At 67.5% G+C, this 14,808-nt stretch carries 12 protein-coding genes and 1 tRNA gene; 4 read left to right on the top strand and 9 right to left on the bottom strand.

Annotated features, from left to right (window positions below; all coding sequences use genetic code 11):
- Nucleotides 1-20: 20 nt before the first annotated feature.
- Nucleotides 21-91: transfer RNA gene (locus ACEN98_RS13070), tRNA-Cys, on the bottom strand.
- 132 nt (nt 92-223) lie between these two features.
- Between ACEN98_RS13070 and ACEN98_RS13065 the strand changes: the two genes are divergently transcribed.
- Nucleotides 224-2,005, top strand: a complete 1,782-nt coding sequence (locus ACEN98_RS13065) for a PHA/PHB synthase family protein (RefSeq protein WP_413384919.1) — start codon at nt 224-226, stop codon at nt 2,003-2,005.
- Nucleotides 2,006-2,023: 18 nt separating this feature from the next.
- Here ACEN98_RS13065 and ACEN98_RS13060 read toward each other — a convergent pair whose 3' ends face one another.
- Both ACEN98_RS13060 and ACEN98_RS13055 read right to left on the bottom strand, forming a co-directional pair.
- Entirely contained in the window at nt 2,024-3,163 is a 1,140-nt protein-coding gene (locus ACEN98_RS13060; protein WP_413384917.1) for a hypothetical protein, read from the bottom strand.
- A gap of 153 nt (nt 3,164-3,316) precedes the next feature.
- The gene (locus ACEN98_RS13055; RefSeq protein WP_413384915.1) at nt 3,317-3,952 is read right to left on the bottom strand and encodes an NUDIX hydrolase; all 636 of its coding nucleotides are present in this window, start codon (nt 3,950-3,952) and stop codon (nt 3,317-3,319) included.
- Nucleotides 3,953-4,140: 188 nt separating this feature from the next.
- Between ACEN98_RS13055 and ACEN98_RS13050 the strand changes: the two genes are divergently transcribed.
- Together ACEN98_RS13050 and ACEN98_RS13045 are read left to right on the top strand one after the other, a co-directional pair.
- Nucleotides 4,141-5,373 carry a patatin-like phospholipase family protein gene (locus tag ACEN98_RS13050; RefSeq protein WP_413384913.1) on the top strand — a complete coding sequence of 411 codons (1,233 nt, stop codon included), beginning with the start codon at nt 4,141-4,143 and terminating at the stop codon, nt 5,371-5,373.
- The gene (locus ACEN98_RS13045; protein WP_413384911.1) at nt 5,370-6,152 is read left to right on the top strand and encodes a 3-hydroxybutyrate dehydrogenase; all 783 of its coding nucleotides are present in this window, start codon (nt 5,370-5,372) and stop codon (nt 6,150-6,152) included. The genes ACEN98_RS13050 and ACEN98_RS13045 overlap by 4 nt, the downstream gene beginning before the upstream one ends.
- Before the next feature lie 34 nt (nt 6,153-6,186).
- On the opposite strand, the gene ACEN98_RS13040 is transcribed toward ACEN98_RS13045, so the two are convergent.
- The 6 genes from ACEN98_RS13040 to garD all read right to left on the bottom strand — a co-directional run bounded on the left by ACEN98_RS13040 (nt 6,187) and on the right by garD (nt 13,486).
- Complete coding sequence (locus ACEN98_RS13040; protein WP_413384909.1) at nt 6,187-7,854, bottom strand: beta-N-acetylhexosaminidase; 1,668 nt, start codon at nt 7,852-7,854, stop codon at nt 6,187-6,189.
- A 29-nt stretch (nt 7,855-7,883) separates the two neighbouring features.
- A complete protein-coding gene (locus ACEN98_RS13035) occupies nt 7,884-8,201 on the bottom strand; it encodes an anti-sigma factor domain-containing protein (protein ID WP_413385984.1) in 318 nt (105 codons plus the stop codon).
- 345 nt (nt 8,202-8,546) lie between these two features.
- Nucleotides 8,547-9,125, bottom strand: a complete 579-nt coding sequence (locus ACEN98_RS13030) for a sigma-70 family RNA polymerase sigma factor (RefSeq protein WP_413384907.1) — start codon at nt 9,123-9,125, stop codon at nt 8,547-8,549.
- Nucleotides 9,126-9,423: 298 nt separating this feature from the next.
- Nucleotides 9,424-10,800, bottom strand: a complete 1,377-nt coding sequence (locus ACEN98_RS13025) for an MFS transporter (RefSeq protein ID WP_413384905.1) — start codon at nt 10,798-10,800, stop codon at nt 9,424-9,426.
- A 32-nt stretch (nt 10,801-10,832) separates the two neighbouring features.
- Nucleotides 10,833-11,897, bottom strand: coding sequence for a porin (locus tag ACEN98_RS13020; protein WP_413384903.1), 1,065 nt, complete (start codon nt 11,895-11,897; stop codon nt 10,833-10,835).
- A gap of 44 nt (nt 11,898-11,941) precedes the next feature.
- On the bottom strand, nt 11,942-13,486 hold the full coding sequence (gene garD / locus ACEN98_RS13015) for a galactarate dehydratase (RefSeq protein WP_413384901.1): 1,545 nt from the start codon (nt 13,484-13,486) through the stop codon (nt 11,942-11,944).
- Between the two features lie 200 nt (nt 13,487-13,686).
- Here garD and ACEN98_RS13010 point away from each other — a divergent pair, with 200 nt between their 5' ends.
- Nucleotides 13,687-14,733 carry a LacI family DNA-binding transcriptional regulator gene (locus ACEN98_RS13010; RefSeq protein ID WP_413384899.1) on the top strand — a complete coding sequence of 349 codons (1,047 nt, stop codon included), beginning with the start codon at nt 13,687-13,689 and terminating at the stop codon, nt 14,731-14,733.
- Nucleotides 14,734-14,808 lie beyond the last annotated feature (75 nt).

Below are 14,808 nucleotides of genomic sequence, written 5' to 3'. Positions count from 1 at the left end.
CGGTGTGGAAGAAGAGTGAAAGGCGAGGACGTGAGTCGAACACGTCTGAACGGCTTTGCAAGCCGTCGCATAACCGCTTTGCTACCTCGCCGTAAACAATGATAGACGGGTCTCCAGGACGGGCATCTGTGCCATATCAAGCGAACGCACCGCCATGGTGCGGCACTTACTCGCCGGATTCTGGTCAAACGTGCTTCCAGCCCTGCTTCGGAGGCATCGCATCATGAATATCCTGTCCGACATCCCGCCAAGCGAACAGCGGCGCGAGGCCAGCACGTGGCAGGGCGGCGCGCGGCCGCGCTATCCCGAGGCCAGCGTCGAACACGCGCACGTCGACCTCGCGCTGAACGCCGCGCTGGGGCGCCTGACCGGCTACGTGTCGCCGGCGGCGCTGGCCGGCGCGTGGCACGACTGGGCCACCCACCTGCTGCTCTCGCCCGCCAAGCAGCTGGAGCTGGGCGTGCAGGCCGCGAGCAACATGCAGCGCTGGCTGCAGTACAGTGCCAGCGCCATGTTCGGCACGCCGGCCGAACCCGTGCAGCCGCTGGCGCAGGACAAGCGCTTCAGCGATCCGCTCTGGCATGCGTGGCCGTGGAACCAGCTGAGCCAGGGCTTCCTGCTCACGCAGCAATGGTGGCACCGGGCCACGGCCGGCGTGCGGGGCGTGTCGTCGCACCATGGCGACGTGGTCACGTTCGTCGCGCGCCAGTTGCTCGACGGTATCGCGCCGTCGAACTTCATCGCCACCAATCCGGTCGCGCAGCAGGTCACGCTCGCCAGCGGCGGGCAGAACCTCGTGCACGGCATGGCCCGCGCGGGCACGGACATGCGCCGCGCGCTGGCCGGCACGTCGGCGCCCGTCAGCCTCCGGCCCGGGCGCGACGTCGCCATTACGCCCGGCAAGGTCGTGATGGAAAACCACCTCGTCGAACTGCTGCGCTACGATCCCGTCACGCCGCAGGTGCATGCCGTGCCGCTGCTGATCGTGCCCGCGTGGATCATGAAGTACTACATCCTCGACCTCTCCCCGCACAACTCGCTCGTGCGCTACCTCGTCGAGCATGGCCACACCGTGTACATGATCTCGTGGAAGAATCCGCAGGCCGACGACCGCGACCTGTCGCTGGACGATTACCGGCGGCACGGCATCATGGAGTCGCTGGACACGGTCGTGCGCGAGAGCGGCGCCCCGCAGATCAATGCGTGCGGCTATTGCCTTGGCGGCACCCTGCTCGCGATCGCGGCGGCGGCGATGGCGCGCGAGGGCGACGAGCGCCTTGCCAGCATGACGCTGCTGGCGGCGCAGGTCGACTTCACGGAGCCGGGCGAGCTGTCACTGTTCATCGACGAGAGCCAGGTCAGCTTCCTGGAAGCCGTGATGTGGCAGCAGGGCTACCTGGATACGCGCCAGATGGCGGGCGCCTTCCAGCTGCTGCGCTCGAACGACCTGATCTGGTCGCGCCGCCTGCGCCACTACCTGCTCGACATCCCCGACAAGGACAATGACCTCGCCTCGTGGAATGCGGACGCCACGCGCATGCCCTACCGCATGCATTCGCAATACCTGCGCAACCTGTTCCTGCAGAACAGCCTGGCCAGCTCGCGCTACCTCGTGAACGGGCGGCCGGTGGCGCTGACCGACATCCACATCCCCATCCTCGCGGTCGGCACGATGACGGACCACGTGGCGCCGTGGCGCTCCGTCTATAAAATCATTCCGCTGAGCGATACGTCGGTGACGTTCCTGCTGACGTCGGGCGGCCACAATGCGGGCGTCGTGTCGCCTCCGGGTACGCCGAACCGCAGCTACCAGATGAGTACCCACGAACACGACGCACCGTACACGGATCCCGACAGCTGGCAGGCCGAGACGCGCGTGCGGGAAGGCAGCTGGTGGCCGGCGTGGGAACATTGGCTGGCCCGCCTGGCCGGTCCATGGGTGGCGCCGCCTCCGCAAGGACGCGGCGTGCGTGATGCGCCCGGCCACTACGTCCTGGAGCCGTAAGCCGTCAGCCGTGCGCCGTCAGCCCGGCAGCACGATGCCCGTGGTGCCGGGGCAGACAGGACGCGAGAATTCGCGCGAGACGTCGATGCAGCCGCCATCGGCATACACGCCGCGCGTGTCACGCAGGCGCGACATGCACGCGACGACGGATGCCAGCGCGGCCGGGTTGGCGGCCGTCTCCGCCACATGCGCGGCGACGATCGCCTCGTTCATCCGCAAGTCGCCGGCGGCGTCGACATACGTGCCGTGGCGCCAGTGGTAGATCTCCAGGCATTTCGCGACCAGGCTGTACGGGCGGTCGCGCTGCCAGAAATTGCTGAACAGGCCGTTGCCGAGATAGATCACCCACGAGCCTTCGTAGCCGGAGGCGTCCGACGAAAGCGCGTCCGGATTGCGGAACCACACGCGATCGCCCGGCACGTACCAGCGCGGCGGCAGCGGCGCGTCGAACGAACCGTATTCGACGAGAAAGACGTCGTGGAAGGCGCCCGACTGGATCGCTGACGTCTCCCACTGCCGCTGCAAGGCTGCGAGCAGCGGCGGGTTGGTCCGTTCGAGTTCGCGCGCGATCCCGAGCAGCATCACATATTCGGTCGCGCGGTAGCAGGAGAACGCGTACATGCGCCCGTCGCCCGCACCGGGCTGCGTCGCGAGCGTGAGGGCCTCGATCAGCGGCCGTCCGGGCAAGATCGTGAAGCCGCGGTCTTCGTCGTACGTCCAGTGGCTGGCCGGGCGGTCCGCTTCGGCCGTGCCGAACGCGAGCTGGGTGGCGCGCGCGGCCACGACGATGTTGCGCCGGATCGCGACCGCCGCCAGGAATTCGGCGGCACTCGCAAAGCGCAGCAGGCGCGGCGCGGCCAGCAGCGCCAGCACGATCTCGCGTTCCAGGTGGACCATGTTCGCGGCGGTGTCGAGGCCGAGATCGCGGCACAGGTTCAGCGTGTCGCCATCGTCCACGAGCGCATGCGCGGCGTCCGCCGACAGCGCGAAACCGCGGCCGTGTTCAAACGGCGCGAGATAGGGCCGCAAGCCGAGCTCGTCGAGCTTGTCGAGGACCTGGCGGTGCTGTGCGGGATCGGCTCCGAGGATGGCCAGGCCGCCGGATTGCGGCGGAGCGAGTTCCTGTGGGGCGAGTTCTTGGTAAGCGGCGAGTTTCACGGGGGCGACAGCCTTAAAAGGGACGACGGACAGGGCAAGAAATGCTTCCGATATGCAATGAAAACGGTACGCCGCGAACCTGAAGCGAAAATTAAAAACAGGGTCGTCGAACATTACAGATTGGAAAGGCTGCCGTGTCTCGCGTGGCTGGCGTCAGGCTTGATGCGCCTCAAATGCGTTCAGGGCGTCGAGTACCGCGTGATCGGTATCCCGGTGTAACAGGCCACGCGCCTGCGCGGGCGTCACGAGGTGGACGGCTTGCGATTCCCACCCCATGTGCGCGGGATGGCCACCGATCCGGCGCGCGATGTAAAAGCGTGTAAAGGTCTGGGTGCGAGGGAAGTCGCCTAGCCAGGCCACGGGTTCCACGAGCAGCCCCGATTCTTCCCATACCTCGCGGATGGCCGTGGCCTGCAGCGGCAGGCCCGGTTCGACGCGCCCTTTCGGAAAGGTCACCGCATAGCCGCCGAAGCCGTTCGACGGCGCCACGAGCCAGATGCGGCCGTCGGCTTCGCGCACAACGGCGCCGGCCGCCGCGTGCTTCCCCGGCGGGAGGACGAACGGCGGTTCGACAAGCGTGGCGCCACCGGCGCAAGCGGCATCGACCATGGCGCGCGTGCACGCCGCGAGCGGCACACCATCCAGCATGCCGGCGCAGACGCTGCCCGGCACGAACGTCACCGCGGCCCGCGGGTCGGCCAGCGCAGCCAGGTTCGCTTCGCACGACGGCGCGCGCAGCCGCACCTTGCGGCCGTGTTCGTCCAGTTGCGGATGCCAGGTGTCGTCCATGCCGGCGACTATACCAGCGCCGCGTAAACATGGTGTGCATCATCCAATCGTACGACAGCCTCATCCGCAAATTTGTGAGAATATCGGCCAAGCGACACGTTGACCAAACGCAAGGTCGCTTGCGATTCGTATTGACACAGCGAGGAATGGATGAACCCAACCCCAGCGCTCCGCGACGGAGCCGGCACGTGAACACACGGGATCAAAGCGTACTGCACGAAGGCACGCGGGCGCCCGCCGAAGTACCGAAAGCCTGCGCCACCGAATTCGACAGCATCGCACTCGTGCTGCAGGGCGGTGGCGCGCTCGGTGCGTACCAGGCCGGCGTGTACGAAAAGCTGCTGGAAGCGGGCGTCGAGCCCACGTGGGTGTCCGGCATTTCGATCGGCGCCATCAACAGCGCGATCATCGCGGGCAATCCGCGCGAGCGGCGGGTCGAACGCCTGCGCGAATTCTGGGAACTGGTCAGCACGGCCAGCGACGGCATCGTGGGCGACCGGTGGACCGGCGTGCCGCTCGTCGACACGCTGCACGCGTGGGTCAACCAGATCGCGGCCGGAAGAGTGCTCATGCAGGGCGTGCCCGGCTTCTTCGAACCGCGCGTGCCGCCGCCGTACCTGTCGTGGCCCGGCCTGGGTGCGACGAGTTTCTACGACACGGCGCCCCTTCGGGCGACGCTGGAGCGCCTCGTCGACTTCGACCGCATCAACGCGCGCGAGATGCGGCTGTCGATCGGCGCCGTCAACGTCAGGACCGGCAACTTCGCCTACTTCGACAATGCGAAGGACCGCATCCGGCCGGAACACGTCATGGCCAGCGGCGCGCTGCCGCCCGGCTTCGACGCGGTGGAGATCGACGGCGAGCGGTACTGGGACGGCGGCATGGTGTCGAACACGCCGCTCGACTGGGTACTGTCGGCGCGTTCGCGCCTGCACACGCTCGTGTTCCAGGTCGACCTGTGGAGCGCGCGCGGCGAAGTGCCGAAAGACCTTGCCGCCGTCGCGACGCGCATGAAGGAGATCCAGTATTCGAGCCGCACGCGCACCGCGACCGACGCATTCCGCCGCACGGAGAAGCTGCGCACGGCCTTCAACGAACTGCTGGCGATGATGCCGCCCGAACTGGCCGCGACGCCGCAGGCGCAAATGCTGGCGGAAGCGTCCGATCCCGCGCTGTACAACATCGTCGAACTGGTCTACCGCTCGCCGACCTACGAAGGCCAGTACAAGGATTTCGAATTCTCGCGCCGCACGATGAAGGAACACTGGCAGGCCGGCTACGCGGATGCGACGAAGACGCTCGCGCATGAAGAGATCTTCCGGCTGCCGCGCTTCGAGTGCAACCCGGCCACCTACGATTTCCTGACGCCGCCCGCGCATCCCCTTCCCCTCCCCACCTCCGCAGAAAAGGAACCGACATGAACATGCAGGACAAAGTCGCCGTCGTCACGGGCGCCGCCAGCGGCATCGGCAAAGAGATCGCGAAGACCTATTTCGACCATGGCGCGAAGGTCGCCATCGCGGACCTCAACCTGGAGGCCGCGCAGGCCGTCGCGCGTGAATTCGATCCGACCGGGGAACGCGCGCTGGCCGTCGCGATGGACGTGACGAACGAGGAACAGGTCGACGCGGGCATCGCGCAAGTGGCCGATCAATTCGGCGGCATCGACGTGCTCGTGTCGAACGCGGGCATCCAGATCGTCGCGCCGGTCGACGAATTCAAGTTCTCCGACTGGAAGAAGATGCTCGCGATTCACCTCGATGGCGCCTTCCTCACGACGCGCGCATGCCTGAAGCGGATGTATGCGCAGGGCCGCGGCGGCACTGTGATCTACATGGGGTCCGTGCACTCGAAGGAAGCCTCCGTGCTGAAGGCGCCGTACGTCGCCGCGAAGCATGGCCTCGTCGGCCTGGCCAAGGTCGTCGCCAAGGAAGGCGCGAAGCACGGCGTGCGGGCGAACGTGATCTGCCCTGGCTTCGTGCGCACGCCGCTCGTCGACAAGCAGATCCCGGAGCAGGCGAAGGAACTGGGGATCAGCGAAGAGGACGTCGTCAGGAAGGTGATGCTGAAGGAGACGGTCGACGGCGAATTCACGACCGTGGAAGACGTCGCGCACACGGCGCTGTTCCTCGCGACGTTCCCGTCGAACGCGCTGACGGGCCAGTCGATCGTCGTCAGCCACGGCTGGTTCATGCAGTAGGTCTTGCAGCCCGCGGGGCATCCGCGGGCGATCGTTACTTTGGACCTTCCAGGGGACGATAGTTCACGTCCTGCACCTGCAGGCGGTCCAGCGCCGCCGGCATCCGCGCCTCGAACCCGGCGTACTCCTTCAGCGCCTTCGGCGTCCACAGGCCCTCGGCCAGCGCCGCCAGGCGCGGCCAGGCCATGTATTCGACGTCGCGCGGGGTCGCCATGTATTCCGTCCACAACTGCGCCTGGCTGCCCAGCACATGGCGCGCCTGCGACGCCGGCAGCGCGGCCGGCAGCGGGTCGTACGCGTACACGCGCGCGAGCGTCGTCACGTCGCGCACGCCCATCGGTTCGCGAAAGCCGGGGCTCTTCGGGTCGGCCTGGTAAAAATCGAAATAGGTCTCGCGCTCGGGCGTCATGACGACGTCGTGTCCGGCGCCCGCGGCCTTGATGCCGCCCGCCTCGCCGCGCCAGCTCATCACGGCGGCGCCCGGCGCGAGGCCACCTTCCAGGATCTCGTCCCAGCCGATCAGGCGGCGTCCGTGCCGCGTCAGGTAGGCATCCATGCGGCCGATGAACCAGCTCTGCAGGCCGTGCAGCGCGGGATGTTCGGCGGGCTTGCCCTGCGCGTCGCGGTAGTTCTGGATGTCCTGCAGCGTGGCGGTGGCGGGCACGAGGCCCAGCTGCTTCATGCGCGCCAGCGCGGCCGGCGACTGCGCCCATTCCGTCTTCGGGCACTCGTCGCCGCCCACGTGGATGGTCTGGCCCGGGAACAGGTCCATCACCTCGTCCAGCACATTCTGCAGGAAGGCGATCGTGCCGTCCTCCACGTTGAACACGTGCGGGATCACGCCCCAGTCGGTGCCGACCTGGAGTGCCCGATCCGGCCGGTTGCCCAGCTCGGGATACGCCGCGACGGCGGCCTGCGCATGCCCCGGCATCTCGATCTCCGGCACGATCGTCACGTGGCGCGCGGCCGCCCAGGCGACCACTTCGCGGATGTCGTCCTGCGTATAAAAGCCGCCGTGCGGCTTGCCGTCGTAGCGCGGCGGATCGTACGCGAGCATGCTGTCGCGGCGCCACGCGCCCACCTGCGTCAGGCGCGGATAGCGCTTGATCTCGATGCGCCAGCCCTGGTCGTCCGTCAGATGCCAGTGGAAGACGTTCATCTTGTGCTGGGCCAGCAGCTCGATGTGCTTCAGCACGAATTCCTTCGGCATGAAGTGGCGCGCTACGTCCAGGTGGCTGCCGCGCCACGAGAACCGGGGCGCGTCCTCGATCACCACGGCCGGCAGCGTCCACGTGCGTTTCACCCGCGCCTGGCGGTAGATGTCGGCCGGGAGCATCTGGCGCAGGGTCTGGATGCCGTAGAACAGGCCTGCCGGCTGCGCCGCCGAGATGGTCACGCCGCGCGTGTCGCTCACGAGGCGGTAGCCCTCCTTGCCCAGGTCCGCCTTCGGGTCGAGGCGCAGGCGGATCGCGTTGGCGCCGTCGTGCGCGGTCACCGGCAGGTCGAAGCCGGTGGCCGGGCGCAGGTAGTCGCGCAGGGTCGACGCCTCGGGCCGCGCGGCGCCGCTGGCGACGATGCGGGTGGCCGGCGTGAGGACGTACTCGCCCGTCCCGCGCTCCAGCCGGGCCGGACGCGGCACGATGTCCTGTGCGTGGACCACGCCGGTCAGGCAACACAAGGACAGGACGGCGAACATGCGCATGACGACACCTCGATGATGAAAGAGTGGATTTACAGCCTTGCCCAGCTGCCCTTGTACAGCACGGGTCCCGTCGGTCCGGTTGGATCGGGCGAGCCGACTTTCGGCTCCAGGCTGATCGCGAGCAGCGCCACGTCCGGCGCGGTCGCGCGCGCGTCCAGCGCCAGGTCCGTGCTGCGGTTGCCGGGCAGGATGCCGAGCGAGCGGGGTTTGCCCGTGCGCGTGATCGCCCACAGTTGCAGGGTGCGGTCGGCGGGCACGTGGACGTCTTCCGCCACGCGCACCTGCAGGCGGCGGTGGCGCGTGTCGGCCGTGACGACCATGGCGGTCTGCGACTGGGCGTCGGACAGGGCGGCGATCTGCTGCGTCGGCCGCGCCGCCGGCGGCCGCGCCCGCGGCCAGCGCCAGCACGCCCCACGGCCGCGCGGCGGACGTGCGCCAGAACTGCCACCACTGCGTCTGCACCGCAGATCCGACGCGGCGCTCGATGCCTTCCCACACGCGCGCCGGCGGCGTCACCGGCTGCTGCAGTTCGGCCAGCGCCGCGAGCCGGCCCTGCCAGTCGGCGACGGCGGCGCCCAATTGACGGTCGTCGCGCAGCCACGTCTCGAAGCGGCGCCGCGCCCCGCCGCGCAAGGTGCCGAGCGCGTATTCGGCCGCGAGCCGGTCGCGCAGCGGCGCGTTGTCGCGGATATTCATGCGGCCTCCCGTCTGGACAGGCAATCGCGCAGCCGGTCGAGGCCGCGCCGGATCCACGTCTTGACCGTGCCGAGCGGCAGGGCGAGACGCGCCGCCACCTCCGAATGCGACAGGTCGTGCAGGTACGCCATGCCGATCGCCTGGCGCTGGCGGTCCGCGAGCGTGTCCATGCAGCGCGCCAGCGCCTGCGCGTCGCGCGAGAGCTGCGCCTGTCCGTGCGGACCCGCCGTCATGTCGGCCAGGCCGTCGGCATCTTCGAGTTCGACGCGAACGTCGCCGCCGTCCGCCAGCGCGCGGCGGCGAACGTCCAGCGCCTTGTTGCGCACGATCGTCACCAGCCACGTGAGCGGCGACGCCAGGTGCATCTGATAGCCGGCGGCCGCGTGCCAGATCGCGACGAACGCATCCCGCACGGCCTCCTCCGCCAGTTCTTCCTTGTGCACCACGCGCAGCGCGAAGCCGAACAGCTGCGGCGACGTGGCGTCGTACAGCCTGCGGAACGCGGCGCGGTCCTGCAGGGCCACGGCCGCGAGCAGGTGGTACAGCTGGTCGTCCTGGTCGGTCTCCTGGCTCACGTCGCCCCTGTCATTGATTTAATGAAAACATTGTAACCGTACAATGACAGGACTGGAAACGATTACATTCGTGCGGACAGGTATTGCTCGCGCACGGACAATCCGGTCTGCGGCAAGTGCGCGGCCGTCACGGTGGCCTGCTTCATGACGGCCGCCAGGTCGACCATGAACCGGGCGAACTTCCTTCGGATCGGCCGGCGGGCCGGCGGCCGCGTCGTCGTCGACCTTCGCCACCGCCGCACGCGGACAGAAAAGCCTCCCCCGCTCCCTCCTGTACGCAGCGACCCGGCGATCGGATTCAAACTATCGACGAAGCCGTTGTCAGCGACTTCACCAGCGTCACGCGCTTGATCTCGCCCACGATGAACACATAGCTGAAGATCGCGACGGCGGCGTTGGCGCCGACATACACGAGCGCCCCCGCGAACGAGCCGGTGCCCTGCAGGATGTAGCCAATGACGATCGGCGTCGTGATGCCGGCGATGTTGCCGAAGGTGTTGAACAGCGCGCCGGACAGGCCGCCCGCTTCCTTCGGCGACGTGTCCGCGACGACGGCCCAGCCCAGCGCGCCGACGCCCTTGCCGAAGAAGGCCAGCGCCATCACGGCGACGACGACGGCGTCGGTGTCGATGTAGTTACAGGCGATCATGCTCATCGACAGCAGCATGCCGCACACGATCGGCACCTTGCGCGACATCGACAGCGAGAAGCCGGCCTTCGCGAGGCGGTCCGAGATCGCGCCGCCCACGACGCCGCCGAGGAAGCCGGCGATGGCGGGCAGCGATGCGACGAAGCCCGCCTTCAGGATCGTCATGTGGCGCTCCTGCACGAGGTACACGGGGAACCACGTGAGGAAGAAGTACGTCAGCGTGTTGATGCAGTACTGGCCGATGTACACGCCCAGCAGCATGCGATTGGACAGCAGCTCCTTGACGCAGGCGAGCGTGTCGACCGCGGGCGCCTGCGATGCGCGTTTGCCGCCATCCAGGTCGACGAGCGCCCCGCCCTCCTCGATGTATTTCAGTTCGCCGGCGCTGACGGACGGGTGGTCCTTCGGGCCGTGGATGACCTTCAGCCAGACGAAGGCCAGCGCGATCCCGAGGCCGCCCATCACGATGAACACGCTCTCCCAGCCGAACGCGTGGACGAGCCAGCCCATGATCGGCGCGAACAGCACGGTCGCGAAATACTGCGCGGAGTTGAACAGCGCGGACGCGAGCCCTCGCTCGTGCGTGGGGAACCACGCCGACGTGATGCGGCTGTTGCCGGGGAACGAAGGCGCCTCGGCCGCGCCGACGAGGAAACGCAGCACGAACAGCGTGCCGACGGCGGCAGCGCCGGTGAGGAAGCCGACGCCGCCCGTCAGCAGCGTGAACAGCGACCAGAGAAAAATGCTGAAGAAATAGGTGATCTTCGAGCCGAAGCGGTCGAGCAGCCAGCCGCCGGGCAGCTGCGCCGCCACGTACGACCACGCGAACGCGGAAAAGACGAAGCCCATCTCGACGGGCGACAGGCCCAGGGCCTTGCGGATTTCCGGACCCGCGATCGAGATCGAGGCGCGGTCCGCGTAGTTGACCGTCGTGACGATGAACAGGATGGCGAGTATGCCCCAGCGCGTGCGCGACGCGAGTTTGGTGGTTGCGGCCGGTATGGCGGCGGTCGTTGTGTGCTCCATGGTCCCTCCAGAGATTGGTGTGGCCGCCGGACTCAGAACGTCTGGCGGATGCCCAGGTTGAAGCCGGTGTTGCCCGTACCCGGCTCCGTGTTGTTGGCGACCGTGTAGCCGGCGCCGTTCTTGTTATGGATATGTGCGTACGCGGCGTACAGGCCCGTGCGCCTGGACAGCGCGTACAGGTAACCGATGCCCCACTCGCGGGCGTCCTGGTCGAACTGCGTGCGGTCGTCCTTGTGCTGCGTGGAGAACATCAGCGTGCCCGGCCCGACGGGCGCGGAGAAACCGAGCAGGATCTCGCGGCCGTCCGTCGACGGCGTCGGTTTCACCCCGCCGTACGGGTTGTTCGCGTTGCCCAGGGTGGCGCTGTTATAACCCTTGTCGACTTCGAATGCGCCATACAGCTTGATCCATTTGAAGTCGTAGTTGGCAGCGAGGAGCACGTTGCGGCCCAGGTCGTGGTTCACGCCCGCCGCCGCCACGTCCGTGTTCTTGCTGTTGTAGGCGAGGCGCACGCGCAGGGCGCCACGGGCCAGGTCGAGCGCGCCGCCGAACTGGCGACCGGCCGACAATTCGGTCTGCTCGCCGGCGCTGTACGCGAGTTCCGCGTGCACGCCGTTCACCTTGGGCGACGTGTACGTGATCGTGTTGCTGGTGCGGACATTGGTGCCGTTGTCGGGGAAGAGGTTCTTCGCCGTGCCCGCGTAGCCCGTGCCGAACGGGTCGGCGACGGACGTCAGCGTGAGGTGGTAAGGCGTGTACTGGCGGCCGAAGGCGATCGCGCCCGCCTTCGTTTTCATGCCCACGAACGCCTGGCGGTTGAAGATCGTGTTCGCGGCATCGAGCTCGCCCGTATCGATCTTCGCGCCCGTCTCCAGCGTGAAGAACGCGGACATGCCGTTGCCCAGGTCCTCCGTGCCGCGGAAGCCGATGCGCGATGCGGACGCGGCGCCGCTCGTGATCTTCGTCCGGTGACCGGCGGCGCCGCCGTTCTCGCCGACGAACGCGGCGTCGGCGATGCCGTAGATGGTCACATTCGTCTGGGCGTGCGCGCCCGCGCCCGCGGCCAGGCCGAGGGCGATGCATACTGCTTTCTTCACATTGTCTCCTTGCTGTTTTCTAGCTTGTGCGGTCGTCCGTGCGGTCAGGTCACGGGCGCCGGATTGAAGAGCGTGAGCGCGTTATGGAGCTTCCAGTGCTCGGCCCACGTCTTCTTGCGGCCGCTCGCCACGTCGAGCAGGAAGTGGAACAACTCCCAGCCGACGTCCGCGATCGTGGCGTCTCCGGTCGCGATGCGGCCGGCGTTGATGTCCATGAGGTCGTGCCAGCGGCGTGCGAGATCGTCGCGCGTGGCGACTTTCACGACCGGCACGGCGGCCAGACCGTAAGGCGTGCCGCGGCCCGTCGTGAACACGTGCATGTTCATGCCGGCGGCCAGCTGCAGGGTGCCGCAGATGAAATCGCTGGCCGGCGTGGCCGCGTAAATGAGGCCTTTCTGCTGGAGCTTGTCGCCCGGCGCCAGCACGCCCGCGATCGGCGCCGTGCCGGACTTGATGATGGACCCCATCGCCTTTTCCGTGATGTTGGCGAGGCCGCCCTTCTTGTTGCCCGGCGTCGTGTTCGCGCTGCGGTCCACGCCGCCCCGTTTCAGGTACTCGTCGTACCACGCCATCTCGCGGATCATCGCCTGCGCGACGTCGTCGTCGGCGGCGCGCGCCGTCAGCTGGTCGATGCCGTCGCGAACTTCCGTCGTTTCGGAAAACATGACGGCGGCGCCCGCCCGCACGAGCAGGTCGCTCGCGAAGCCGACGGCCGGATTCGCGGTCACGCCGGAAAACGCGTCGCTGCCGCCGCACTGCACGCCGACGATGAGTTCCGACGCCGGCACCGTCTCGCGCCGGCGCTCGTTCAGTACCGCCAGATGCTTCTCGGCCGTGCGCATGATGGAGTCGATCATGTCGCCGAAGCCCACGTGCGCGGCATCCTGCAGGCACACGGTATCCAGCTCTTGTTTCGGCGTCTGGATCGGGATCGAACCCTGCGGGAACATGCGCGCCGGCTGCAGCTTCTCGCAGCCCAGGCTCACGAGCATCACGCGGCCGCCGAAGTTCGGGTTCTTCGCGATATTGCGCAGCGTCCGGATCGGGATCTCGGCGCCGGGCGCGTCGATGGCGACGCCGCAGCCGTACGTGTGCTCGATGGCGACGACGTCGTCCACGTGCGGGTACCGGGGCAGCAGCTCCTTCCTGATGCGGTCGACCGCGAACGCGACGACACCCGACACGCACTGCACCGTCTCGCTGATGGCGAGGATGTTGCGCGTGCCGACCGAGCCGTCCGGATTGCGGAAGCCTTCGAATGTATAGCCTTCCAGCGGCGGCAACGGGACGCGGTCGCGGACGGGCTTCGGCAGGTCGTCCAGCCCGCGCGCGGCCGGCATGCCGACCAGCGATTCCTCGATCCACGTGCCGCGGGCGATCGGTTGCAGCGCATGGCCGATCGTCACGTCGTAGCGGACGATGGGTGCGCCCTGGGCGATGTCGACGAGCGCCACCTTGTGCCCTTCCGGCACGCGGGTGGCCAGGGTCAGCCCGTCCGGGAAGATAGTGCCTTCCGGCAGGCCGCCGGCGTTGACGACGATGGCGACGTTGTCGTTCTCGTGCATGCGGATGGTGCGGGGGATAGTCATCAGCGTCTCCATGATTGCGCAATCATTTAACAGCAAAGCACAACAAGCGCGCACTTTGCCCAAAAATGACACCGCAATCATTCTTGTCTTAAAAATAGGGCCGGTAGGTCGGCCGAGGTGTTTGGTATGATACCGCAATCATCTTCGAACGCAAGCGTTTTGTGATCGGATGTCGTACAAGTGATAAAGAACACAACAATATGATAGCCCCCGCAGACGACACGCTCCCCACCAACGGAGACCGGCCGAAAAGCATCACGCTGAAGGACGTCGCGCGGCTGGCGGGCCTCTCTCCCATCACGGTATCGCGCGCGCTGCACAACCCCAAGCTCGTCAAGCCGGACACGATCGCGCGCGTGAAAGAAGCGGCGGCCGCGATGGGCTATATCCCGAACATGCTGGCCGGCAGCCTGACGACGAAGCGCAGCCAGCTCATCGCCGCCATCGTGCCGCAGTTGTCGAACTCGATGTTCGCGGAGACGGTGCAGGGTCTCAACGACGAGTTGTCGGCGCACGGCTACCAGTTGCTGCTGTCGGTGTCGAACTATTCGCGCCAAAAGGAAGAAGACCTGCTGACGGCGATCCTGTCGCGCCAGCCCGACGGCATCGTCCTCACCGGCATCCATCATCACCCCGGCGTGCGCAAGAAACTGCTGGCGACGGGCGTGCCCGTCGTGGAAGCGTGGGACCTGACGCCCTCCCCCATCGACATCGCCATCGGCTTTTCGCAGGAACGGGTCGGCGAAAAGGTCGCGCAATACCTTTTAAGTAAAGGCTACAGGCGTTTCGCATCGATCTGCGCGCGCGACGAGCGCGCCAACCGGCGGCGCCTGGCGCTGGAGGCGGAACTGAAACAGCATGGCGTGGTGCCCATCGCCACGCACATGGCCACCCCGCCGACCGTGATGAATCTCGGCCGCGAAGGCCTGCGCGCGATCCTGGCCGAGGGCCACCAGCCCGACGTCGTCGTGTGCAGCTCCGACGTGCTGGCCCATGGCGCCCTCATCGAGGCGCAGGCGCAAGGCATCGCCGTACCCGGATCGCTCGGCATCATGGGCTTCGGCGACTTCGACTTCGCCGCGTACACGCATCCTCCCATCTCGTCCGTCCACGTCGACAAGCGCGCGATCGGCGTGCAGGCGGCGCGGGCGCTCATCGCCAAGATCGAAGGCGAGGCGCCGGCGGACAACGTGGTCGACGTGGGCTTCCAGCTCGTCGAACGGGCGACGACGCGCACCGCCGGCTGACCGGCGCCGAAACAACGATATCGCAAATTATTCTTGCGACGTCGCGGGCTTAGTTGTACGATGTCTGACAAGTTA

It is taken from the genome of Massilia sp. CT11-137 (assembly GCF_047302885.1).
GTDB lineage: Bacteria > Pseudomonadota > Gammaproteobacteria > Burkholderiales > Burkholderiaceae_D > Telluria > Telluria orientalis.
The sequence above is the reverse complement of the archived record's forward strand: the minus strand, read 5'-3'. Positions and strand labels throughout refer to the sequence as shown.

Excerpts from the sequence above, each read along its gene's own strand:
- garD (WP_413384901.1), bottom strand. The coding sequence starts at position 13,486 with ATGACTATCCCCCGCACCATCCGCATGCACGAGAACGACAACGTCGCC.
- ACEN98_RS13025 (WP_413384905.1), bottom strand. The coding sequence starts at position 10,800 with ATGGAGCACACAACGACCGCCGCCATACCGGCCGCAACCACCAAACTC.
- ACEN98_RS13045 (WP_413384911.1), top strand. The coding sequence starts at position 5,370 with ATGAACATGCAGGACAAAGTCGCCGTCGTCACGGGCGCCGCCAGCGGC.
- ACEN98_RS13040 (WP_413384909.1), bottom strand. The coding sequence starts at position 7,854 with ATGCGCATGTTCGCCGTCCTGTCCTTGTGTTGCCTGACCGGCGTGGTC.
- ACEN98_RS13055 (WP_413384915.1), bottom strand. The coding sequence starts at position 3,952 with ATGGACGACACCTGGCATCCGCAACTGGACGAACACGGCCGCAAGGTG.
- ACEN98_RS13010 (WP_413384899.1), top strand. The coding sequence starts at position 13,687 with ATGATAGCCCCCGCAGACGACACGCTCCCCACCAACGGAGACCGGCCG.
- ACEN98_RS13065 (WP_413384919.1), top strand. The coding sequence starts at position 224 with ATGAATATCCTGTCCGACATCCCGCCAAGCGAACAGCGGCGCGAGGCC.